Source organism: Candidatus Desulfosporosinus nitrosoreducens, assembly GCF_030954495.1.
Taxonomy (GTDB): Bacteria; Bacillota; Desulfitobacteriia; order Desulfitobacteriales; family Desulfitobacteriaceae; genus Desulfosporosinus; species Desulfosporosinus nitrosoreducens.
The window spans coordinates 1-24,721 of record NZ_JAVHUW010000024.1; the positions used below are offsets into that span (position 1 = coordinate 1).

The following is a 24,721-nucleotide window of genomic DNA, read 5'->3' on the forward strand; positions in this document are numbered from 1 at the left end:
AGCCTCCCTGGAAAGAGCAGCCGAGCTCTTCGTGTTCCTGAAAGAAGACTCGGAAAAACTGGCAGCGAAAGACATTTATGAACTGTTGAGAGTATGGGAAAACAAACACAGAATGTGGCAAGCCGAATCGCATCTTCGTGCTGTAACCTTCCGTGAAGAAACCCGTTGGCCCGGATATTACATCAGAACAGACATACCGGCCATTGACGAAGAGAACTGGCATTGTTTTGTCAATATGAAGTGGAATCCGGAAACCAATGAATGGTCCGTCTTCAAACGTCCGGTCATTGATATGTTTGATGTTAAATTCTAAGAAACGTTTTTAGATAGTATTGATATTATCTATAAAAGGATAAGTATAAGGGGCGAATATAACTTTTTGTATTGAAAAGTTATATTCGTCCTTTCCTTTTTTGGGTGATAAAAGTTATAAGGAAAGTATAAAAGGCAATTCGTCAGTAAGTCAATAATTTTTACTATGCCATAATATTTGTGCATCGTTAAATATATAAAAGTTTTTCGTAAAGAAGAGTTTGAGAAGTCAATTTTTATTGAATATCCTAAAAATCCTTGGTTTTGATCTATGAGAAAGAGTATTAATATGTTTAAAATGTATGGCTAAGAGATTAATAGAAATTTGGCTTGGAAAATAACTAATAATTTACAATATTAATCCAAAAATAATTAACAAAAAATTCACATAAATTTAATCATCCATAATATATATTGATTACGACCATATTGACTAGAAATAATCTCGGTGATAATCTTAAGTCATAAATTAACTGGGTGTTAGATCATAAATCCTCTGATCACGGGATTTTAAAGGGCTCTTCAGGCTGATGATTCATGAATTTAGAAATCAGAAATTGCTGCTAAATTTTCAAGTCGGTTTATTCGTAATCAGCATTTACAATGAATGACCTCCGGTAAACTTGAACCTCACCCATTAATTAAATTAACCCTCTTTGAGCTAGACTTAGTAGTTGTAGCCTTAGTGATTAAGTGAAAATTATCTCTATTACAATCTCTTATTAAATAGTGCACAAGCTTAAATATTAATTTTAGAAGGAGGTTAGGTAATTAAGTTTGTTTGGAGAAGTTTATTTATTCAAAATAAAATTTCTATAATTTTGTCAAATTGCTAATTGCAATAGGAGGCGTCAAACATGGAGAAGAGTAAGAATACTTTCAAATTTTTATTTGATATATTTATTATTTTTTTTAAGATTTCTCCAATTACTTTTGGTGGTGGCTTTGCCATGATACCAATTATGGAAGAAGAAATAGTTCATAAGAAGAAGTGGATGGCCAAAGAGAATTTGGTTGATATTTTTGCAGTCTCTCAATCGTTACCGGGGGCCATCGCCGTCAATTCCGCAACTTTTGTAGGATACCAGATAGGAGGTGTCCCAGGAGCTCTGGCAGCCTTATTCGGCATAGTAATCCCCACGTTTATCATTATTGTTATTCTGGGAGCGTTGCTTGGTTCATTTCAACATAATATACATGTCCAGGCTGCTTTAGCGGGAATCAGACCTATTGTCGTGGCTTTAATAGCCTCCGCTGCTTTCAAGATGGGCCGCGTTTCCTTAGTAGACAAGATTTGCGTGGCAATTTGTGCCGTTTGTATTTTAGCATTGCTGATTTTCAAAAATCTTAATTTAATTTTAGTAATTTTTTTGGGTGCTTTTATAGGTATAGTTATAATGAAGGTGAAGGGGTTACAAGATAAGCATTTAGATCAAAAATTGGATCACAAGCTAGATCAAAAGAAAGCAAGTGGTGAAACGTTATGAGTTTGTATTTGGAAATGCTGATAACCTTCTTTAAACTTGGACTGGTGAGCTTTGGCGGGGGATATGCTATGATCCCGCTGATTCAAACTGAGATGCAGAATCACCATTGGCTTGATATTAGTCAATTCACAGACATGATTGCTATATCAGCGATGGCTCCCGGACCTATTGCGAGTAATACGGCTACGATAGTGGGGGATAAATTAGCAGGTTTATTGGGCGCTGTGGTTGCTTGTGTTGGGGTTACATTGCCTTCACTGTTACTTATTCTCTTAGTAGGAAAACTATTTTTTAAATTTCAAGAACATCCTATCGTCAAAGCGGCTTTCTATGGACTTCGCCCCACAATAATCGGAGTTATTGCTTATGCGGCAATAAAATTTGCCGTAAGCAACGGCATCATTGGCGGGAGTCACTATCTTGACATTAAAAGTGCTATATTATTAGTAGTTGCCTTTGTCTTATTAATTAAAACTAAAATTCATCCAGCGTATTTAATTTTAGCTTCAGGAATAATCGGAGTACTTTTATTCTAAAATAAATCGTAATAAGCCGTGGGGATTGTCCTTTATGCTTAAAACTGCAGTGCCTCATAGTAGATAATAGACCTCATATAGTAGATAATAGATAAGTAGATAATAGATATTTTTAAAGATGTGGACATTGAGATTCAATGTCCATTGGGTCTTATTAGATTGGACAATGAAAGAGGTATTGAAGACATGAAAGATTCTAAATTTAAGGTATTGCTCTATTCCGACGGATCACATCAAGCCTTTTCAGCGGCAGTATATACAGCCACGCTTTTGAGGAAAATTCCCAACATGGATTTAACAATCCTGCAAGCTCAAGAGAGTGACGATGGATCAGAAGAAATGGAATATAGTTGGTTGGAATTGCGGCCTAAATACAAACGTTACCATTGGGGGCGTACGTCAGACAATGAATATAGCTGGATTGATTCCTGGCCGGCTAACCCAAGCCCTGAGTGGATGAATGGCGTGCTTAAGGAATCTGAATCCAGTGTGGAGATTCAAACGCAATATGCCAGGATTTTGAAAAAGACCAATGAGATCTATTGCAGACGTTCCCACAATGTGAAGCATCAACTATTGTACCTAAACACCAGTCTCAATGAAACAACAAGCATTTCTGAAACTGCTAAAATGATTCTTGATTATGCTGCGGAAAACTCCTTTGAATTGATTATTATGGGTACGAGAGGCCTTTCAGCGATAAAAGGATTGATATTTGGCAGCTTGGCACATACAGTTCTTGATAAATCCAAGCTGCCCGTATTATTAATTAAAAAGCTGCCTCAGGACTTTATCGACAGTTATTTAACAATTTCGGTTAGCTAAAAATGAGGTTATCCCAAATAATTAGAGAAATAATTACAGAAAGTTTTAAATAGAGATTTAAAATCTTGATTAAGCATAAACGGTATTTATGCTTATTTTTTTTATTACGCGCATAACTATAGGCCTTAAAAACAAATGAATGTTCTTAAGGTCTATTTATGCTCAATAATTCAGAGCGATATCCCTAGTAAAAGTTATATTTGAGAGGGATAAATTTTGAAGCCAATGTTTCATTATTAGTTATATTGATTATGAACATATTGATTAGATATAGACACCGCGCTAATACAATGCTAATCTGTACTTGTTAGGAAAGTCACAAGAAAATGGGGGGTGAACTTGAATAAAAAGATTCCCGGGATCGTTAACTATTTTTCTTAATTTCTAAACTTTAATTCTTTAACTATAAATGGAGCAATTTAAAAAGAGCTCTATGACAGAGTCATGGACCATAGGTGGCAACCTAATTGGGCGTATCGGCTTAAGATGGTCCAACACCGGTGGTGAGAAAGGACTGCAGAAAGGATTAATAAAGTCATACTTTCTGACAGTAAAAAAACAGCCTTAAAAGGCCGTTAAGAAATTTGACATGTTTATTATACCATAAAGAAATAGGAAATGCTTCGTTTTGATGAGAAATTAATAGTAAAATAACTTGGAAAATAGTCTTATAACTTAGTTGGTTGAGCTAATAGGGGGTTGGTAAGTGCATAATATCACTAGCTCATCCACAGGTTAATTTGAGAAAGGGGCTATTTAGGATGAATAATTCTAAATTTAAAGTGTTGCTCTATTCCGATGGATCACATCAGGCATTTTCCGCGGCAGTTTATACAGCTACTTTGTTAAAAAATATCCCTAACATGGATTTAACCGTTCTGCAAATAGAAGAAAGTCAGGAAGGTTTCATGGGGACGGAATATAGTTGGATTGAATTGAGGCCAAAGTATAAACGATATTACTGGGGGACGGAATCAACTGCTCGCTGGTCGGATACTTACCCTTCTGAACCGAAAGTAGAGTGGTTCAAGAGGCTGCTTTCTCAGGAATCTGACTCCAAGGATCAATATGCTCAAATACTTGCCAAGACAAATCAAATTTTCGCGGAAAACGCCTCGAATATTAAACATCAAGTCCTGTTTTCTAACGTCAGCAAAACAGATATAGCAGATACTGCGGATATGATTCTTGATTATTCCAGAAAAAATTCCTTTAATCTAATAATTATGGGCACCCAGGGCTTATCGGCGCTAAAAGGTTTAATCTTCGGAGGTTTAGCCCATAAAGTCCTTAATAAGTCAGCAATTCCAGTCTTACTAATCAAAAAACTCCCTCAGGAATTTATTGATGCTTACTTGTCCGATGCCATGCTTGAAATCCCTTATGATATACCACAAGTAGTAAACGGCCGTTCAGTTAATGTCTTGTTTTAATCATCTGATAAGGCAATAAAGATAAAATCAAAATCTTATTTACTGAAAGAAGGGATCAACTTGTCTTCCATTGAGGAAAAAGAATCTGAGCTGCCAGTTGAAGAAATACAGAGAGAAACGGGAGATAAATCATATCCTATTTGGCTATTAGTGAATCCCAAGCATCCGGCCGTGCGGCATAATATTTGGGCGCCTGTTCTTTCTGAGATACAGGATAAAGTTTACCGGGACTTGCATACTAGAATTGATACGGCAAATCTCTACACTAGAAAGGTTGTTTCTGACAGCCGGATCATTCCTAACACTTTAAATTGGTGGGGGACCGAATTAGCTAAGGAAATTGAGCTTTTTAGGGAAATTGTCGTGGAATATCAGCCTAAGATTTTAATTTCCTTTGGTTCTTTTCCCTTCGAATTTGTGCGCAGAGTTTATGAGATTTACCCTGAAAAAGGGCCTAAATTCTGGGGGACCTCCAATCTGGGAGACGAATTTGGCAAGGCGATTGAAAACTTTGATATTACAAAAACAAACCGTATCCCGCTATTGCGCAGAGTCGTCAAAAGCGGCAGATTTATCGAGGACCATAACTATTATGGCGAGAATTATTTTCAATATGTAGGCAAAAAAATTGCTGAAAAGATTATCGAAAACAAGGATAACCTCAAGATCTGGATAGAATAATATAGCGCACAATTTGAAGCACGGCATCATTTTCCCGAAGAGTCAATTTCTTCGGGTTTTTTGCTTCAAGGAGAGAGCTTGGCTAATCATTCCTGAGAGGTCATGTTTTAATAATTAAGAAATATAAGAGTTCCTATTCACAGAAATTTGTTTTTAAGCAAAATTTATTTTGAAAAATCTAGCTTTTAAGCTAAGATCATAAAAAAAAATAATAATAAATTTAGCCCTCTTTTGTGAACTCTAAGTGCTTAAGAAAGGCTTATAAGCAAGTAATAAAAATCCTTTTCGATAGACAAGAGTTAAGAGTTAAGCAAAGCACTTCTAAAATCCGGATTTTGCGCGATTTTAAAGGAATTTTTGCAATCAAGATTATAGCTCCGGAATCTAATAGTTTTCTCGTTTCTTGGTTACAGATAATAGTGTGGTAAAAGACCGCCATATAAAAATAAGCTTTTAAGCCGGACTCATTTATCCACAGTTTTTCCCATAGGTTATTCTGATTACGATCATATTGTCTTGTTATAGACATTATCTCAACACAATGATAATCTTTAATTGTGAGGATAAGTACATATTCATTTAAGGGAGGTTTGAGATGCCCCGTCAATCAACACCCTGCCAAAAGACTAAAGCAAGAGACAGTTTCCCCAGATAAAGGGTGTTAAGAAATTTGATCTTGGGTAAATGAGCTTATTGTCATGCGTATAACCGCCGTAACACAGGAATTATGCTCATGTAAGTTAAATATGGTGTCATCTTTTGATTTTGAAAGGAGGGATTTCTATGGCTAACTTAACACTTAACAGATATGTTCCTGTAGTGGAAAAAACTAAGCAAGAGACAGGTGAAAGAGGTTATCCTATTTGGCTGCTTGTGAATCCCAAACACCCGGCCGTGCGGCACAATATTTGGACTCCGGTATTAGCCGAGATGCAAGATAAAGTTTTTCGCGAGCTGCATTCAAGGATTGATACCTCAAACATCTATATTCGGAATGCTGTTAAAAGCAGTGAACTTGTTCCTAATACTTTAAACTGGTGGGGCGTCGAAGCGGCTGAAGAGATAGAGTTATTTAGAGAAATTGTTACAGAACACAGGCCAAAGCTGATTATCTCTTTCGGAGCATTTCCCTTTGAGTTTTTAAGGAGAGCATTTCAAGTTAAACCTGAAAAAGGTCCTAAATTTTGGAGCACCTCCAATTTAGGCAACGAATTCGGCAAAGCAATCGATAATTTTGATATCACCAAGACGAACCGGATTCCCTTGCTGCGCAGAGTTATCGAAACTGCAAAGTTTACGGTTGATCCGAATTATTCCGGTCGGCAAGATGGCGAATCATATTTTCATTATGTCGGAACGAAGATTGCAGATAAGATTATCGAACACAAGGATAGTCTTGATATCTGGATTTAAGACGGGGACGTCATCAAACCATAATTAATCAAGTTTCAACAAGCAGTTTTCTTTTCTTGGCTGTTTGTTGAAAAATCTACTGATTATTAAGGTGGGGTTTTTTTTGCAGTTTACGCGCTTTAAAGATCTATCTTTTATCGATTCAATCAAGAGCTATAAATTGGATTACCTTAGTAAAGATTTTATGGCAGCCTTAACCGGGGTTGTCGTTGCCATTCCACAATGTATGGCTTATGCTCTTATTGCAGGTCTTAATCCGGTTTACGGACTCTATACGGCGATAGTATCGGCGATTTTCGGTGCATCTTTCGGGAGTTCAAAACATTTGATAACGGGACCTACCAATTCTTCTGCCTTGCTGGTAGCTAGTGTTATGAAGAACTATATGCATCTTGACAACGCTTATCAAATGGTTTTCCTTTTAACATTTCTTGTTGGTTCCATCAAACTGCTCTTTGGAATTCTAAAACTCGGTAAATTGATAACTTATGTTTCTCATACGGTTATTGTAGGTTTCACAACGGGAGCCGGTTGTTTAATCGCTCTTGGACAATTGAGTACTTTATTGAGTATTCCCATTAAAAACTCCGCCCAAATGGCAACGACAGAGAAATTATATTACGTGCTGACACATCTCCGACAAACTAATATCTATGCCTTGTGTATGGGCTTAATGACAATAGCTTTGATCATTATTTGTAAAAAAATTAACAAGAATTTGCCTGGGGCCTTGATTGGAATTATTGTTCCTATTATCTTTATTGTTTGTTTCTCCTTAGATAAATATGGTGTCCAACTAACAGGCAACATTCCAACTTCGCTGCCTCCTTTTAAGATGATCAACTTTGATTTGAACTTTATCCAGAATGTTTTCAGCGGAGCCTTATCTATCGCTATCATTGGGTGTGTGGAAGCGATTTCCAGTGCAAAATCTATTGCTACGCTGTCACGGCAAGAAATTGACCCCAACCAAGAATTTATTGGTCAGGGAATTGCCAATATTGCATCCTCATTTTTTCAGGGATTCCCGGGGTCTGGTTCCTTCACCAGGACGGCAATTAATTATCACAGCGGCGCCGTTTCCAGGCTTGCAGGAGTTCTGCAGGGAATAATTATGGCTCTGGTACTGCTGTTCTTTGCCCCTTATGCCAAATACATTCCTACTGCTTGTCTTGCAGGGGTTATGATGGTAACGGCCTATAACTTGGTAAACAAAGAAGAGATTAAGAAAGTTGTCAATTTAGGCAAATTAAAATCTGATTCAATCGCTATGTGGGTAACTTGTCTGGCAACTATTTTACTGCCTAATCTTTCTTATGCCATCTATACCGGTATCGCTTTGACTATTATGTTGTACTTAAAAGAGACGAATAAAGTGCCCATTAAAATACTTATTCCTTCGCAAGGGGAGGACTCTAAAATTGTTGAAAAAGAAACTGATGTTGTGAAGGAAAACGTGGATATTTTAATTATTGAATTAGAAGGAAATCTTTATTTCGGGTCTGCAGAGAATCTTCAAGCCAAACTTAACAACCTTGTCAATAAGTCCAAAGTATTCATATTAAGAATGAATCATGTAGCAAGTCTGGATATAACAGCGCTGAATGTCTTAAGGGGATTTACCAGGTATGTGAAAGAAAAAGGAGGAAGTGTAATTATTTGCGGTGTTAGAACAAACATCGATGCAATTCTTGTTAAATCACATTTTGATACTGACATCGGTACCGATAACAAATTTATATTGGAGAATGAAACCTTTGCTTTTTCCTCCAAAGATTTAGAAAGAGCTAAAGCAGTATTAAACTGTGAGGCAACAAATCAGGCGGGCCAATCAATTGCTTGTGACCTATTGGCTAGTTCCTTTTAAAGGATTTGTTTCATATCTCAAAGCGTTTTTACCCTGTGGCAAAACTTTGTTGAAATTCTGTAAAGTTCCAATAAAATTATTTTGGGACAAATCAGTTAAATTACCCGAAAAACCTTAGAAAAAAACCACTTAAGGCCTGGAGATTGAGTAGTTCTACAGGTCTTTATTTTTTGCATTTTTATATTGTAAATTTTTGACATATATAAAATTGATTATGAACATATTGTTGTGCTATAGACAGAAAGCTAAGACAAATGATAATCTATTTGTGAGAAGACTCACATACTTAATAAGGAGGTTTTTTAAGAATACAAATTATTTAGCTGTTATTAACACTTTTAACGATTAACGACTGTAAGCGTCTGGAAATTATAATCTAAACATAGGAGGCCCAGAACATGATAGGACAATTTTTCGCCCATACTAGTTCAATATTCGCTTCAACCAGTCTTGCTGTGGCGAAGGCAGCTAGCACACCAGGTGTACCCTGGTGGGTGTGGCCTCTGGCCCTAATGGCAACAACTTTTTTAATCGGAATTGTATCGGCATTGGCTGGAATTGGAGGAAGTACGCTCTTCGTTCCTATAATCAGCAGTTTCTTTCCTTTTAATTTTGATTTTATCCGCGGTACCGGTTTATTTGTAGCTCTGGCTTGTTCACTATCGGCTGGCCCTAAACTTTTAAAGGCCAATATGGCTAGTTTACGCCTGGTGATTCCGCTGGCCTTACTTGCTTCATCCTCAAGTATTGTAGGTGCTTATCTAGGGCTCTCCTTACCCCAAAATATTCTAAAAATATTACTGGGAGTTTTAATAACAGCAATTGCTTTTGTGTTTGTTTTTTCTAAAAATAGCGAGATTCCCAAGATCGGCCGTCCTGATTCCCTAGCCCGTTATTTTAATATTGGCGGTTCCTATTATGAGTCTTCTAGCGGTAAAGATGTTAATTGGTCAGTTTGGAGACTGCCACAAGGTCTAATACTTTTTTGCGGAATTGGCATTATTGCCGGGATGTTTGGAATTGGTGCAGGTTGGGCTAACGTGCCAGTATTAAATCTTCTCCTTGGAGCACCTCTGAAAATTGCAGTTGGTACCAGCATGTCTCTCTTAGCAATTACAGATACTTCGGCGGCATGGATTTATTTGAACCAGGGTGCTGTGCTCGCAATTATCACGATTCCTTCGGTTCTTGGCATCATGATAGGTTCGCGGGTAGGAGTAAGAATCCTTAACATTACCAAACCAAAATCAATCCGTTATATTGTAATCCTTATGTTATTGTTTGCTGGGTTGAAATCTTTATTAGATGGATTAGGATGGGGGTAAAAAATTATGAATAGTCAAGTGTCTGTTTCCGGCAGTGAACCGAAGAGTGTCGTTGGTCCGTCAAATGAAGCTCAAAGCAGTTCTAAAGTCAGTCCCGAACAGAATCGTTATGCCAGTATTTTATTAGTTTGTTCCTGGATCGGTATAGTTGTTATGGCGATCACATTTGTTCTCTATATGGCAGGAATGTTTAATCCTGTTGTTGCCCCTTCGATGATGCCGCAATATTGGGGACTTTCTGTTCACGAATATGCGAAAATAACTCACGCTCCGTCCGGCTGGGGTTGGTTTGCTATGATAAATCATGCGGACTATATGAATTTGATTGGGTTAGCTTTTTTGGGGTTAGTTTCAGTACTGGGTTATATTTCGTTATTTGTAAATTATACGGCGAAAAAAGATTTCCCTTATGCAATTATGGTTGGTTTGGAAATTATTATTATTGTTTCAGCAGCTTCCGGTATTTTCCATGTTGCCGGTTGATGATTAATCTTATCTATAGGCTTAGAAAGCTGAATCCCTGTGGCGTTGATTCAGCTTTTTTCTATTCTCAGATGTCCCAACCCCTTCTTTGGAAATAATTAATCACCGGCAGGTCGCCCCTGAGACTAAATGCCTGTATTATGCTAAAATGTATAATAAAATATTATATTTTAAGAGAGGGTGATGTTATGAACAATTCTCAGTTTAAAGTGTTACTTTACTCTGATGGCTCACAACAGGCTTTTTCCGCCGCTGTTTATACAGCAACTCTTCTTGAAAACATGCCTGATATGCATTTAACTGTTTTAAGAATCTTAGAAAACAATCAAGCTTCATCTATCGAGCAACATAGTTGGACAGATAGTTGGCCGATAAGCCCCACAGCGGAGTGGATGAAACATGTTTTGTCAGATTCCGATGGCAAGACAGAGACTGAGTATCATAGAATTCTGAATAAGACAAACGGAATTTTCTTTAATCAGGGCTACCATGTCGTTTTCCAGGAACTATATGCAAAAAAGAATAAAGAAGATGCTTCTGACACTTCACATCTTGAGGATGTCATTCTTGATTATGCTAAGGAGAATTCTTTCGATTTAATTATCATTGGAACCCGGGGATTATCAACGTTAAAGGGTTTAATATTTGGCAGTTTAGCTCACAATTTACTTAACAAGTCTATAATTCCCGTAATGCTGATTAAAAAGCTTCCTCAAAAATTCATAGATAGTTATTTGTCTGATTAGAAGAACAGCTAATACAGCCTCGGAGAGAAACAACCTAATTTCTATTCGAGGCTGTAGGCGTTGCGGACTTTGACATCAAATTGCGTTATCTGCCCGGCCAGGGATGGCCAGGCGTCCCCTGAAGCCGAGGAATGAGAAGAAGGACCTATAGAAGGTATTCAAAGGGAGTTATAACCTTCCGGAAGAAATAAGAAAAGAGGTTTTGATATGACGGATAAAACGTTTAAAGTACTGTTATACTCTGACGGTTCACAGCAAGCTTTTTCAGCAGCGGTTTATACGGCTATCCTGTTAAATAAAATGCCTACCATGCATTTAACTGTTGTGCAAGTTCAAGAAAGCGACACTGATACGTTAAATCCGGAAATCAACGGGTCGGACAATTGGCCGATTAATCTGGCATCTGAGTGGAAAAAGCGAGTTAGCGATGAAGCTGATCAAGCTACTAAAAGTCAATACGAACAAATACTTTCTCAAACCAAAGGATTCTTCAAAAAGAGAGAGGAAGACATTAGTTTTCAAGTGATTTATTGCAATCCCAGTATTTCTGAAACCGTCGAGGCGCTTATTGATTATGCTACTCAAAGATCCTTTGAGCTGATCATTATGGGGACGAGGGGACTTACGACCCTGAAAGGGCTGATTTTTGGATGTTTGGCCCACAATTTACTGAATAAGTCTCCGATACCCGTACTTTTAGTAAAAAAACTACCCCAAGAGTTTATCGACAATCATTGTCATGCTTTGAGCAATGATTTAACATCTTTCTGAAGTTGAATTATTCAACTCAGTAATTCGCAATGTCCATTAACGTTAAATAACTGAACCAAATTAATTAATCCTAAAGAGAATAAGATCTCTTTAGGATTTTTTTTTGAATCATTCATTCGGCATCGTTAATAATTATTGGCTAGTTACTGTCACCCCTAGATCTGGTCCTAGCTAATATCGTCAATATATCTGCAAATTTAATCTTTTCATGTAGAAAATCGTTGATTTAAAAGCTTTTTTAAGGGCGATGAGTTGATTTAATCTGGTCAATAAGTTTTTATGTGCGCAAAATTATGGTTTCCAGGTTAGGATAAGGCATATCGATATACAGTTTATAACATTTTTACCATAGCTTTAATCGATGATGAACATATTGATTTGCTATAGACAGAATAGAAACATAATGTTACCCTTTAAGCAGAGATAGTGAAAAATTTAATTTGGAGGTGAGAGATGAATGGTGAGCGGTATAATGGCAATTATCGTCATGATAGCCTCTTTTGGGATCGTTTTAGTTGATCATTTTAGCCGACAAACTGGAGGGAGAGAGCATGTCTAAATGGAGAGCTTTATTACAAGAAACGTTTTCTCGGGCAATCGTTCAGGAAACAAACAGATAAAAAAAGCAGCCTCGAAGGCCGCTAAAAAATGTGACTACAATTATTATAGCAGAATCTCTTGGATTTAGCCACACGAAACAAATCAGCGCTTGATTAAAATGCTGATAAGTAAAGATATAAGCAAGTAGTTTGGTTGCAGTTAAGCTGTAGCGTTAACTGCAACCAAACCCCAAACGAGGTTAGCATCGGCAAAGCTTCGCTGTAGGTTGTGAAAGTCTAGGGTGACAGAAAGTCATTTAGATTTGCATAGTTTCAGCTTTAATTTTCTATTGCCAAAATTGGGGGAAGGCGCTTATAGTCTTTGCAAGTTCAAAGAAAGGTGGGATTTACGTTGTACCTCACACGATTTAAATATATCCCTCTCATCGGAACGGTTAAAAATTATAAAAAGGAATATTTCACTAAAGACTTGATTGCCGCTTTGACAGTTGCCGTTGTTGCGATTCCTCAATCTATGGCTTATGCCTTGATCGCAGGCGTTAATCCTGTTTATGGACTCTATACCGCGATAATTTCCTCAATTCTCGGTTCAGCATTTGGCAGTTCCAAACATTTAGTTACCGGTCCAACGAATGCCATCTGTTTGCTTGTGGCTGGCAGTATGAGAAACTACATGGGGCTTAATAATGCTTATCAGATGCTCTTTCTCATGACGTTTATTGTAGGCGCTTTGCAGATGTTTTATGGGGTTGTAAAACTAGGCAAAGTCATAAATTTTGTCTCTCATAGTGTTATCGTAGGCTTTACTGCCGGCGCCGGTGTTTTAATCGCTCTGGGACAATTAAACACTGTTCTCAGCATCTCAATCAAGAATTCTGCGCAAATGCCGACGATGGAAAAAGTATACTATGTTTTCAAGCATATTAACCAAACAAACCTTTATGCACTTGGGCTTGGAATTTTAACGATTCTCATCATTTTAGGCTGCAAGAAGATCAATAAAAACCTGCCTGGAGCCTTAATCGGTATCGTCGTTCCCATCGTGATAATCATCCTGTTTGCTTTGGATAAGAAAGGTGTTACGCTTACGGGCCACATTCCTTCGTCACTGCCGCCGTTTAAAATGGTTCAATTCAGCTTTGATTCAGCCAGTAAGGTGTTTAGCGGGGCAATCGCAGTTTCTGTCATAGGACTGGTTGAAGCAATCTCAATCTCCAAATCAATTTCCAGCACCTCACGCCAGAGAATTGACGCTAATCAGGAATTTATCGGACAGGGGATCTCCAATTTGGTGTCCTCATTCTTTCAATGTTTTCCTTCATCAGGGTCTTTTACACGCTCGGCAATTAACTATCACAACGGTGCTGTCAGCAGATTTTCCGGAATTATGTCCGGCCTTGTTATTGCAATAGTTCTCTTGTTCTTTGCACCGTATGCTCAATATATTCCGAACCCATGCTTGGCCGGGGTGATATTAGTTACAGCCTATAGTTTGATTGACCAAGAGGAAATTAAAAAAGTATTAAAATTAGGCAAATCAAACTCCGATTCCATAGCCATGGCGGTGACTTTTTTAGCAACAATCTTGATGCCGGACCTTGATTATGCGATCTATACGGGAATCGTATTGTCGATCATCCTCTATCTCAAAGACACGAACAAAACGCCCGTTAGATTGTTTGTTCCTTTACAAGGTCGCGATTCTAAAATCATTCGCCAAGAACTTAGTGTGATCGACAATAAAGTTGATTCTTTGATAATTCAATTAGAAGGGCATTTATATTTCGGTTCAGCTTATGACCTCGAACAGCAGCTCGATGGCCTTGTTGAGAAATCTAAGCTATTTATCCTGGAAATGGAGAATGTTATTTCAATAGATGTCACATCACTCAATGCTCTGAAGATATTCATTAAATCAGTCAAGAGATCCGGCGGAAAGGTAATTATTTGCGGAGTAAGGCCAGATATTGACTCTATACTCTTAAAATCGAATTTTGATACGGAGATTGGGATGAATAGTAAATTCACCTTGACTGAGGAAGAGGTTTTCACAAATAATCCGATTGATCTTGAAAAGGCCCGAGTTATTTCTTGTGAAAACGATAACACGGAGAATACTTTCTCTTATCACTTGTTACAATCGGTCACAAATTTCAACGGTGGGAATAGTTCTAATAAGAAAGCTAGCACACTTTAGGAACTATCAGGCCCCAACAATTTTAGGCGAAGTCTGACATAGCAGTGGTGCGTTGTTCGATATTTTAAGATTACTGAAGGGTGGGATCCGAATTGTCTAGCCTGATGCGCCATAATTATATATCACAAACTGAAAAAGCAAAACGAGAAACTGGAGATAAAAGTTATCCTATCTGGCTGTTGGTTAACCCCAAATATCCTGCTGTTCGCCATCAAATTTGGACGCCGGTACTTGCGGAAATTCAAGATAAGGTATACCGAGAAATTCAAACAAGGATTGATACAACGAATCTCTATATTAGAAATGCCGTAGTTGATAGCGGAATAGTTCCTAATACACTTAACTGGTGGGGCATCGAAGTAGGGGAAGAGATTGAGATGTTCCGAGAAATTGTCTTGGAATATAAACCGAAAATTATTATTACCTTTGGGGCGTTTCCTTATGAATTCTTGCGTCGCGTTTTTAAGATCAAGCCGGAGAAGGGACCTGTATATTGGGGGAACGCTATCTTAGGAGATGAATTTGGCAAAGCGATTCAAAATTTTGATATAGCTAAAATCAATCGGATTCCCTTACTGCATCGAGTTAATTCCGGCGGGAAATTCATTGAAAACCAAAACTTTTTTGGAGAGAATTACTTCCATTATGTTGGAACCCGCATCGCTGAAAAGATCATTGAGCATAAGGATAGTCTAAAAATTTGGATTGAATAAGCTAAAAAATAGCTGAAATAGGAAAAACCCAGAAACAGTAAAGGCTTCATGAACCATCATGAAGCCTTTACTGTTTCTGGGTTTAAAGACTGGTTTGACCACATTCCTTAAATAAATTCTACCATAATTATTTCCGGAAATTTATTTAGCAGAGATGGAAGATTGCTTGGGTTTTAAAGAGCCAACCCCTAAAACTTCTCTGCCCCAAGTTGAATTGATGATTGCTGCGGCAGCATGATACCATCCTAAAACGGCAAAAATCATAATAAGCCAACCAGCCACTACATCAAGTGATTTGTTACCGGTCGCTGCTCCAACACTTAATAACACAAGGGCGATGAACACTAGGGCGAATATGACAACCAGAACTTTATCGGTTTTAAGAGAAGCGATAAAAAAGTAGAACGTAATGACCGCAAACATTGCCAAGAAAAGACTCACTGCTGATCCGATACTAGAGGGTGGAATGCTTTTAGCAAAAAATAATTCAAACATGGCAAACATGAGCCAAAACGGACCATAAGTTCCAAATACCGTAGTAGTCAGAGTATTGCCTTTCATAAACTCCAGAATAGCGACTATTATCTGCATTATTCCACCGAAAAATATAGCCACGTCCAACACTACAGGTGTACAGCCGCCTGAAATAATACCGGCATTGATTATCCCCAACATAAAAGAAGTGGTAGAAAAGGCGGTGACCGCCCAGGGGCCAGGATTCGAATAAGTATTAGTGCTCATGCAAACATCTCCTTCATATTAGATTAAATTATTCATTTATCAGATCTCACTATGGTTATTCTTAAAATATAATTGCGGTTTTATTAAGTTTCCGGAATGTAAACTTGGATCTAAACTGTGCTGGAACTCAATTTGCCCTTGGCAAAAGGATTGATATTTTTTTGATTTTAAGAAGTTTTAACTAAATGCTGAGTTATCCCCCCTTTAGCCTTTTTAGATAGTGTGCTCCTAAAACTAAATTTAAGTTACAAAACAGCCCTTTCATCACCCCCTTTACTGAAAATAAATTTTAGTACTATTATAACATCTTATTTAAACAAATAGATAGAATATTACCTCATTTCAAAATTATTTTTATCTATTGAAAAACTAAAGGTTTACATCTGACGTCCTCAAGCTGTTTCAAGGTTTAGGGAAGAGAGGTATCACAACCCTTTATTTTTGGCAGTTCAAATCTAACTCTCGGTTTGTTCGAATAATTCGGCGGCTTGGTTATCTCAAAATTGATGCCTGTCATTTGTAAGATGTTTGTCCGGCACAATTCCAGCTATGGTTGCATATCCGAGACGATGTTGCTCAAATAAAACCAAATTGTTGTATTTATGCAACCTCTTCTGAGGGGAGATAAGTTTATAAAATTAATGAACCCAAAAAGTATCGCCCAACTATTATGTAAATTCTAACTATTGTGGTTAATCTGAATTATTGTGCTAACTATAAGGACTTGGTATAAATTTTGCAATAATATTGAATCAGATCGTCCAGGTAGGAAAAAAGGAGGGGATTAATAGTTGATTGCCCGCCGTAATTGTTATGTTCTTTGCAACAGAAACCAAAAGGAAAAGCATGGAAAGGATTCCTGGGCCTTAAGGCCTGGTTCAACTGAATTATGTGATTCGTACTTGGGAGGGATATAAGTGCTTGCCGAGATATTCGTTACGTCGCCGGATAAAGAAGTGACCCAAATCGTTGAAAGAATCCGGGAGGAACTTAATCTCTATGTCTCTGTAATGGAAATCTCTTTCGAAGAAGCAGTAAATTTAGTGAAGGATATTATACACCAAGATCCTTATCGCCTTAAAGTAATCGTAAGCGGTGGGGCCACTCTGGAGCTTTTGCGCAAAGAACTGCCTGCCATAAGGATGGTCAGCATCCATCCCACGGAGTATGAGATAGTTCTGGCCTTGGACAGGGCAAGAATGCTGGGAAAAAGTATCGGACTGTTTATTGCCGGTACGGAAGATCCCCGAATTATCCAAACCCTTTGTTGCGTACTTGGTCTTGATGTAAAAATTTATGTTTATCACAATTGGCGGGAGCTTGAGATTCAAGTCATTGAAGCACGTCAAAAGGGAACTGAAGTGATTTTAGGAGTAGGGGACAGACTCTCCGCTTTAGTCAGGCAAGCGGGATTGAGATATATTTCTGTATCCGCAGGTGAAAAAACCATAAGGAATGCCCTCATCAGGGCCAAAGATATTTTAGAAGCTGAGATTCGTGAAAAAAATAACCTTGACCAGATGAAAGCAATATTGGTCGATGCTCATGAAGGGATCGCACCTAAAAATAAAAAGGAGTTATTGGCCAGAGGGTTTTGGGCTAAATATTCTTTCAACGATATTATTTATGCCAACAGTAAAATGTCGTCTATTATTGAGAAGGCCAAAAAATACTCAAACACTGATTGTACGGTTTTAATCAAAGGGGAAAGTGGTACGGGAAAAGAGTTGCTGGCCCAAAGTATGCATAACGAACATCTCTTTAGATCCAAAGGGCCTTTTATTGCCTTGAATTGTGCTTCTTTAGATGACAGCTTATTTAAAAGTGAACTTTTCGGTTACACGGAGGGGTCTTTTACAGGCGCCGTTAAAGGCGGCAAGCAAGGTTTATTTGAATTGGCCAATGGCGGGACTATATTTTTGGATGAGATTGGGAAAATGAAATTAGACCAGCAAGGCAACCTGTTGCGGGTGTTACAGGAAAAAGAAGTAAGGCGCATAGGAAGTGATCGCCTAATTCCGGTGGATGTTCGGGTTATTGCCGCCTCTAATGAAGATTTAAGCGATCTGGTACGCAGGGGAACTTTCCGTGAAGATCTATATTTTCGTTTGGGTGTCTTAAAAATTGTTTTACCGCCCCTGCGCGAACGAAGGGAAGACATCCCCTATCAAGTAGTTTTTTTCTTGAAAAAGTTTTCCCTTAAGTATGGTAAAGCGATCTACAATTTTCCGGCCTTTGTGCTTAAAAAGCTCGCCAGTATGGATTGGCCCGGCAACAGCAGGCAACTGGAACATTTACTGGAACGGTGTGTCGTGTTAGCCAGTGACGAGAAGGATGCGCCGTCTGTCTTAAGCGAGCTTTTGGAAGAGGAATTCGCCGAAAACGCCTGGGGAATTGGGGCGGAAGAAGACTCCAGAAATAAAATCAGCGTGTATGTTAGCACATTAGCTGAAATGAATAGTGAAATTGTGCGGAGAATGAGAGCAAGCGGCAAACTCAGCAACAGTGAATTAGCCTTGAAGCTCGGTATCAGCAGACCGACATTGTTGAAAATGCTGAACTACAATTAGATAGTGATCCGCCAGGGCATTTTAGGGTAATCCTATGGGTAAACAGAAGGGAATAAAGAATTAAGCTTTAGTCTTTACTCTTTGGCAAGGAGGACGAAGTAATGAATTTAGCACAGGCTATAACGATTGCGCCAATGATGCAAGGTTTTTATGATGAGGATATTTCCGTGTATATTTCCGATCTCCAAAATGTTGTTCTCGCCATCAACCATGAGAATTTAAACCTGGGCGTCCGGAAGGGGGAAATTACAAATGAGAAAACCGTTACTTTCAGGTGTTTAAGGGAGAAAAAGAGACTCGTAAAACGAGTGCCGCTGGAAAAATCACAGTTTGGAATTTCCTATATGGCAATCGCCAACCCCCTCTGGAATAACGGTGAATTAGAAGGTGCAATGTCCATAATAGTATCCGATAAACGCTATGAAGCCTTAAAAAAAGTTGGGATAGAATTATCCGGGCTGGTAAAAAGGAATTATACTGCATCTGAAGAACTCTCTGCTTCCAGCGAAGAGCTGGCGGCTACAGCCAAAAACATGGAGCTGACGACTTCTGTTGCCAAGATCAAGCTTGAAAAAATAAGCGGCATCTCTCATGATATCCGCAAGATCTCCACTCAAACCAGTATCCTGGGACTTAACGCCTCGATTGAAGCGGCAAGAGCAGGAACTATGGGTAAGGGATTCGCTGTCGTTGCCGAGGAAGTGAGAAAGTTGTCAGAAGGGGCTAAGCAATCCTCATTAGCCATTTCCACGGATATCAGAGAGGTCACCGACTCGGTGAGCAGCCTGATTGACTACATAAAGCAATTAGCTTTTGTCAGTGAGAATCAAGCTCTGGATGTGATTAATCTGACAAAGTCTATTGGAGAAATATCCAAGCTGGCTGAAGATTTACTCTCCGCAGGAGATATTATTTAAGGACGGTGGCCCAACAAACCTGATATGTTCCGAACTATGAAGCCTTAGCTGCCGGATCATTGGCCGCTAAGGCTTCTCCGCTGTGCTAACCCGTACCCAAACAGTGTCTTCGGGTGCCAGCCAAATTTTATTATCGGTTACGAAGGTGCAGCCCGGTGAAGCAATGGAAAAATTCTTTACAGAGGGGAAAAGAATTTTTCCAGGTGATCTTAGTTTTAACCAGCCCTTAGTTTTCCTTTCCTTACTGTCAGCGGCTGTTGACAGGAAAACCAGCCTGGCATGACTATTGCATATTCACAAGAATATACTGAATATTTTAAATTCACGGAATCAGGGTCGGGATGACAATCTTATTCAGTGTTAGGTCAAATGCAGAGCAACCATTATTAAAAGGAAAGGGGAAATGAGAGACATGGAAAAATGGGAAAAAATTGAACGGATTCCTGCCCCGGCTTTAATTCCGGCCTATGGGCCGCTCACAGGCATGAGAGTCCTGATGACAGGAAGCATTGTCGCGGCGCCGTTTTGCGCATCCTTGCTTGCCGAATACGGCGCCGAGGTCATTCATGTGGAACGGCCCAACATAGGTGACCCCTACCGCGAACAAGCTCCGGTGATCGAACGGGGGGATAAGCGGGTTAGTGCCGGTTGGGTTCAGGAAGCGAGAAATAAACTGAGTTTAACCCTGGAAATTAACCTTAAAGTCCCGGAGAGCCAAGAGATTTTTCTCTCCCTCATTAAAAACTGCGATGTCTGGGTCGAGAATATGGTTTGGACCGAGAAGCTGGGAATAACCGAAAAAATGCTGTTGGAAGTTAACCCTAAGTTAGTGATCGCCCATATCAGCGGTTTTGGCAGGCCTCAGTTCGGCGGTGTTGCCACAGAGTGTGATCGGCCATCCTATGATCCTATCGGGCAGGCGGAGGGGGGATATATGTTTGTCAATGGTTTTCCCGAGCCGTCTCCTCCATCTCATGCCGCGACATTTATTAATGATTATATGACGGCAATGTTTGCCGTCAACGGAATTCTCATGGCGTATCTTCACGCCCAAAAAACAGGGAAGGGCCAAGCGGTTGACGTTGCTCAAATCGAAGCCATGAGCAAGGTTCTCAATGACACCTTCGTACAATATTTCCTGCTCGGCAAGATCCGGGAAAGAAAGGGGAACAAGGTGGCTATCTTCCAGCCGGGCAATTTATTTAAAACCAAGGACGGCAAGTATTTATACATCGGCGCCTATGGCTCGGCTGTTTACGGACGGTTTGTCAAAGCTCTCGGTCTCGATCTGAATAAGTATTCCCACGAGGCGGCAGGCGGCTCCGTCGAAGCGATCAACTCCGAACTGGGGCTTGAACTCAATCAGATTGCAACGGAATGGGTGGCAGCCCGTGAGGCTGAAGAGGGTATGAAGTACTTGCTGGGTTTAAAAGTGCCTTGTGGAATTGTCAGGAACTCGGCTGATCTTGCAGCCAGCGAACATTATCAAAAGAGAGGAAACTTCATCCAGTATGAAGACGAGACTCTCGGCGAAAGGGTGAAAGCCTTTGGCTTCTGTCCTAAGATGAGTGAAACTCCGGCCCAGGTATGGCGGGGAGCGCCGTCCCTGGGGCAAGACACGGAAAAGATTCTGAACACTCTTCTCGGTTATAGTTCCCGTGAAGTTTCAGCTTTTCGAGAGAAAGGCATCGTCTGATTTTCCCAACCAGCCCATAGGCGTAGAGGAGGAAATGTCAATGGCTAAACAATCAATTTCCGAGATTATTGATAAAATCGGACTGTCCAAGTATACTTTTAAGATTTATTTTTTGATCGGCCTGGCTCTGCTTTTTTGTGGCTTTGATTATATGATCGTTTCCTATACAATGCCGCAGATGACCAAGGAGTGGACCCTGAGCAAAGTTCAAACAGGGAGCCTTGCTTCCTGGAGTCTTATCGGCTTAATGATCGGCGGGATAATCGCCGGGGTTATTTCCGACCGCATTGGCCGTAAGAAGACGCTGGTCTTATTTTGCTTAGTCTTTTCCGTTTTAACATTCCCCATTTATTTTGTGCAAAGCTTTCAAGCCTTTGCTTTGCTCAGGATCTTAGGCGGCGTTGGTTTTGGAGCGATTATACCTGTTGCCGTAACCATGCTGTCGGAGAGTTCCCCTACGAAAAATAGAGGTTATTTCACCTCGTCGATCATGTCTTTTTATGTTTTCGGCTGGGTAGTGGCCGGTGTCGTCGCGATTTACGTGGTTCCTACTTATGGCTGGAGGGTTTGCTATCTCATAGGCGGTATCCCGGTTGTATACGCTTTCATTTTGCTGGCCTTGCTTCCTGAATCTTCGCGCTGGCTTTTGGGCAAGGGACGGGAAGCGGAAGCGATCCGGGAAATCAAACAAATGGAGATCGTAGCTAAAGGAAAAGCGGGCGAATACACTCCCGGCAGCTTAATGGCGCCGCCGTCTCCCGTCAAGGTTGGAGTAAGTGCTATCTTTTCCCAGGAATTTCGCAGAACGACCATGGCTCTTTGGCTTATTTACTTCATGGGCTCAGTCGTCATTTATGGTATCAACGGCTGGCTGCCCACTCTCCTGGTTGGCAAAGGATATGGCCTGGTCAAAGGCTATTCCTTCGCCGTCTTGCAGAATGTCTTCGGTATGCTTGGCGGTCTCTGCACGGGATATGTGGCGGATATTATAGGGCGCAGAATCAACGTGATTTTTGGCTGGATATTTACGGCCGTGGCCATTCTCCTGCTGGGAATCGCCACCAATCAATGGCAGGTAGTTGTTTGCGGAATGCTGGTAGGCCTGGCCATGAATTGGGGGTTGAGCGGTACCCAGCCGCTTCTGACAGAAGGATACCCGACAGAATTCAGAACTACCGGCGTATCCTGGGCGCAAGCCTTTGGCCGCGTCGGCGGGTTCTTGGGACCTATCGCTGCCGGCTATGTCCAACAGCTAGGGGTTGGCTTTACGGGCATATTTATCTTTTTCGCGATTCCGGCAGTCATCGCCGCTTTGATCACCTTGGCCTTTGTCGCTGAAACCAAGGGAAAAAGTATGGAAAATGTTACCGGAGTTAAGGCTTAACAGCCTGGGTTTCGACAATCTCTTCGTTAAATTCGCAAAGAAAGTGAGAGTGAAACAATGAACGGCTTACCTAAAGGAGGAAGCTTCCTTTTTCAGCAAACCCTGCCCCAGGATATTTTTACGCCCGAAGATTTCAGCTTAGAGCATAAAATGATCTATCGAACTGCCGCCGGTTTTGTGACGGACAGTGTTCTGACGAGAATGGATGAATTAGAGGCCAAGCAAGAAGGCTTAAACAGGGAACTTCTTCAAGCTGCCGGGGAATTAGGACTTAACGGCGCCGATATTGCGGAGGAGTATGGCGGCACGGAAATGGACAAAATCAGCACCACGATCATTGCGGAGTGTATGGGCCGCTCCGGCTCCTTTGCCATGACCCAGGGAGGTCAAACCGGGATCGGCAGTATGCCCATTGTCATGTTTGGCACTCATGAACAAAAGCAAAAATATCTCCCCGGGATAGCCACCGGCGAGATCATCGGAGCCTATGCTTTGACGGAACCCGGAGCGGGATCGGATGCTCTGTCCGCCAAAACCAGCGCGGTTTTAAGCTCTGACGGCAAGTATTACCTCCTGAACGGGACAAAACAGTTTATTACCAATTCCGCCATGGCCGATATATTCATCGTTTACGCCAAAATAGACGGGGATAAGTTTTCAGCCTTTATCGTTGAGGCAGCTTCCGAAGGGCTGTCAACGGGAGCGGAAGAAAAGAAAATGGGCATAAAAGGCTCATCGACCAGGTCTGTAAGCTTCGAAGATGTCAAAGTTCCCGTTGAAAACCTGCTCTTTACTACTGGGCGGGGTCATATCGTCGCTTTTAACATTCTAAATTTAGGCCGTTATAAGCTGGCCGCCAATTCGTTAGGCAATGCTAAGTTTGCCCTGGAGCTTGCCGCCACTTATGCCAATGAACGCAAACAATTTGGCAGCCCCATTGCCGGCTTTGGCCTTATCAAAGAAAAATTAGCCGAAATGGCTATGAAAATCTACGTGATGGAGAGCATGGTCTACCGAACAGGGGGGCTGCTGGAAAACATGATGAACAGTTTGGACACCTCCGGGGAAGACGGCGGTCAGGTCGCTGCCCAAGGTATTGAGGAATATGCCTTGGAATGTTCGATGAACAAAGTTTTCGCCACAGAAGCCCTGGCTTATACGGTGGATGAAGGGGTTCAAATCCACGGCGGATACGGTTTCAGCGCGGAATATACCATCGAAAGACTCTACAGAGACGCCAGGATTTATCGGATTTTTGAGGGTACCAATGAGATAAACCGTGTCCTGATTCCCACGACAATGCTGCGCCGCGCAGCTAAAGGAGATTTTCCCCTGCAGGAAGCCTTTGCAAGACTGAAGGAAACTATGGCTTCAGGCAGCCTAAGCAGAGACGGAGAAGACGGGTTAGTGCAGGCCGCAAAGGATATTTTCCTGCTGACCCTGGATATCGCCCTGCAAAAGTACGGAAAAGAATTGCCGAAACACCAGGAAATTCTGGGCAAACAGGCGGATTTGGCGATTCAAGCCTTTGCCATGGAAAGCGCCTGGCTTAGAGCTAAAAAGGCCTTGGCTAAGGAGGGCGAGGCCCAGGCAAAGCTTAAACTCACTTTGGCCAAAGCCTATATTTATGCCACTATTGGCCGCTTGGAATATTCCGCCCAAGAAATTTTGGCCGCCCTTGCCGAGGGTAAAGAATTGGCCGACAACCTGGAAAACCTGCACAGGTTAACCCGTTATACCCCTCAGAACACAGTGGCTTTGAGGCGGGAGATTGCCGCCGCAATTTCAGAAAACGGCAGGTATGTCGTGTAACAGCATTGTGACAACATTTTGTCAAAATTCTTTACAAGCTCAGGAAAGATTTTTGACAAAAAAGGCTGCCAAGCGGCCGCTGTGGTCTCCTTTTTACTGTAAAGAAAGGGCGCCGGCTCACTAAACTGTCTGGCATAGGAATTGCATAGTATACAATTTATCATGAGCAAAAGATAACATTTTTCCCAATAGGCGGCAGTTTGCAGACAAATTCTTGGGAGCCGGTGAGCAGTGAAAGGGGGATTAAAAGAA

Annotated in this window: 19 protein-coding genes and 1 pseudogene; 19 read left to right on the forward strand and 1 reads right to left on the reverse strand. The window is 40.6% G+C overall.

Annotation, left to right across the window (positions count from 1 at the left end; translation table 11 throughout):
• The 14 genes and pseudogenes from REC12_RS02100 to REC12_RS02165 form a co-directional block, all read left to right on the forward strand.
• Positions 1-313, forward strand: a pseudogene (locus tag REC12_RS02100) (adenylyl-sulfate reductase subunit alpha); the annotation flags it as partial.
• 856 nt (positions 314-1,169) lie between these two features.
• A complete protein-coding gene (locus tag REC12_RS02105; protein ID WP_308892028.1) occupies positions 1,170-1,799 on the forward strand; it encodes a chromate transporter in 630 nt (209 codons plus the stop codon).
• Positions 1,796-2,335 (forward strand): chromate transporter, encoded by a 540-nt coding sequence (locus REC12_RS02110; RefSeq protein ID WP_308892029.1) that lies wholly within the window; start codon positions 1,796-1,798, stop codon positions 2,333-2,335. Before REC12_RS02105 ends, REC12_RS02110 begins: the two co-directional genes overlap by 4 nt.
• 186 nt (positions 2,336-2,521) lie before the next feature.
• Entirely contained in the window at positions 2,522-3,160 is a 639-nt protein-coding gene (locus tag REC12_RS02115) for a universal stress protein (protein ID WP_308892030.1), read from the forward strand.
• A 761-nt stretch (positions 3,161-3,921) separates the two neighbouring features.
• Complete coding sequence (locus REC12_RS02120) at positions 3,922-4,593, forward strand: universal stress protein (protein WP_308892032.1); 672 nt, start codon at positions 3,922-3,924, stop codon at positions 4,591-4,593.
• Positions 4,594-4,653: 60 nt separating this feature from the next.
• Entirely contained in the window at positions 4,654-5,274 is a 621-nt protein-coding gene (locus REC12_RS02125; protein WP_374214154.1) for a hypothetical protein, read from the forward strand.
• A gap of 783 nt (positions 5,275-6,057) precedes the next feature.
• On the forward strand, positions 6,058-6,687 hold the full coding sequence (locus tag REC12_RS02130; protein WP_308892034.1) for a hypothetical protein: 630 nt from the start codon (positions 6,058-6,060) through the stop codon (positions 6,685-6,687).
• A gap of 103 nt (positions 6,688-6,790) precedes the next feature.
• A complete protein-coding gene (locus tag REC12_RS02135) occupies positions 6,791-8,554 on the forward strand; it encodes a SulP family inorganic anion transporter (RefSeq protein ID WP_308892036.1) in 1,764 nt (587 codons plus the stop codon).
• A 398-nt stretch (positions 8,555-8,952) separates the two neighbouring features.
• Positions 8,953-9,879, forward strand: a complete 927-nt coding sequence (locus REC12_RS02140; RefSeq protein WP_308892037.1) for a sulfite exporter TauE/SafE family protein — start codon at positions 8,953-8,955, stop codon at positions 9,877-9,879.
• Between the two features lie 6 nt (positions 9,880-9,885).
• On the forward strand, positions 9,886-10,362 hold the full coding sequence (locus REC12_RS02145) for a DUF1634 domain-containing protein (protein WP_308892038.1): 477 nt from the start codon (positions 9,886-9,888) through the stop codon (positions 10,360-10,362).
• Between the two features lie 188 nt (positions 10,363-10,550).
• On the forward strand, positions 10,551-11,108 hold the full coding sequence (locus REC12_RS02150) for a universal stress protein (protein WP_308892040.1): 558 nt from the start codon (positions 10,551-10,553) through the stop codon (positions 11,106-11,108).
• Positions 11,109-11,315: 207 nt separating this feature from the next.
• Complete coding sequence (locus tag REC12_RS02155) at positions 11,316-11,879, forward strand: universal stress protein (protein ID WP_308892041.1); 564 nt, start codon at positions 11,316-11,318, stop codon at positions 11,877-11,879.
• 951 nt (positions 11,880-12,830) lie between these two features.
• The gene (locus REC12_RS02160; RefSeq protein WP_308892042.1) at positions 12,831-14,636 is read left to right on the forward strand and encodes a SulP family inorganic anion transporter; all 1,806 of its coding nucleotides are present in this window, start codon (positions 12,831-12,833) and stop codon (positions 14,634-14,636) included.
• Between the two features lie 92 nt (positions 14,637-14,728).
• Positions 14,729-15,349 carry a hypothetical protein gene (locus REC12_RS02165; RefSeq protein WP_308892044.1) on the forward strand — a complete coding sequence of 207 codons (621 nt, stop codon included), beginning with the start codon at positions 14,729-14,731 and terminating at the stop codon, positions 15,347-15,349.
• A gap of 141 nt (positions 15,350-15,490) precedes the next feature.
• Here REC12_RS02165 and REC12_RS02170 read toward each other — a convergent pair whose 3' ends face one another.
• A complete protein-coding gene (locus REC12_RS02170) occupies positions 15,491-16,090 on the reverse strand; it encodes an acetate uptake transporter (RefSeq protein ID WP_308892045.1) in 600 nt (199 codons plus the stop codon).
• Positions 16,091-17,007: 917 nt separating this feature from the next.
• On the opposite strand from REC12_RS02170, the gene REC12_RS02175 reads away from it, so the two are divergent.
• The 5 genes from REC12_RS02175 (at position 17,008) to REC12_RS02195 (ending at position 24,469) form a co-directional block, all read left to right on the forward strand.
• Positions 17,008-18,660, forward strand: a complete 1,653-nt coding sequence (locus REC12_RS02175; protein ID WP_308892046.1) for a sigma 54-interacting transcriptional regulator — start codon at positions 17,008-17,010, stop codon at positions 18,658-18,660.
• A gap of 101 nt (positions 18,661-18,761) precedes the next feature.
• The gene (locus REC12_RS02180) at positions 18,762-19,577 is read left to right on the forward strand and encodes a methyl-accepting chemotaxis protein (protein WP_308892048.1); all 816 of its coding nucleotides are present in this window, start codon (positions 18,762-18,764) and stop codon (positions 19,575-19,577) included.
• A gap of 412 nt (positions 19,578-19,989) precedes the next feature.
• Positions 19,990-21,273: a CaiB/BaiF CoA transferase family protein gene (locus REC12_RS02185; RefSeq protein ID WP_308892050.1), complete on the forward strand. Its 1,284-nt coding sequence runs from the start codon at positions 19,990-19,992 to the stop codon at positions 21,271-21,273.
• Positions 21,274-21,313: 40 nt separating this feature from the next.
• Positions 21,314-22,657 carry an MFS transporter gene (locus REC12_RS02190; protein ID WP_308892051.1) on the forward strand — a complete coding sequence of 448 codons (1,344 nt, stop codon included), beginning with the start codon at positions 21,314-21,316 and terminating at the stop codon, positions 22,655-22,657.
• Between the two features lie 57 nt (positions 22,658-22,714).
• Complete coding sequence (locus REC12_RS02195; RefSeq protein ID WP_308892053.1) at positions 22,715-24,469, forward strand: acyl-CoA dehydrogenase FadE; 1,755 nt, start codon at positions 22,715-22,717, stop codon at positions 24,467-24,469.
• Positions 24,470-24,721 lie beyond the last annotated feature (252 nt).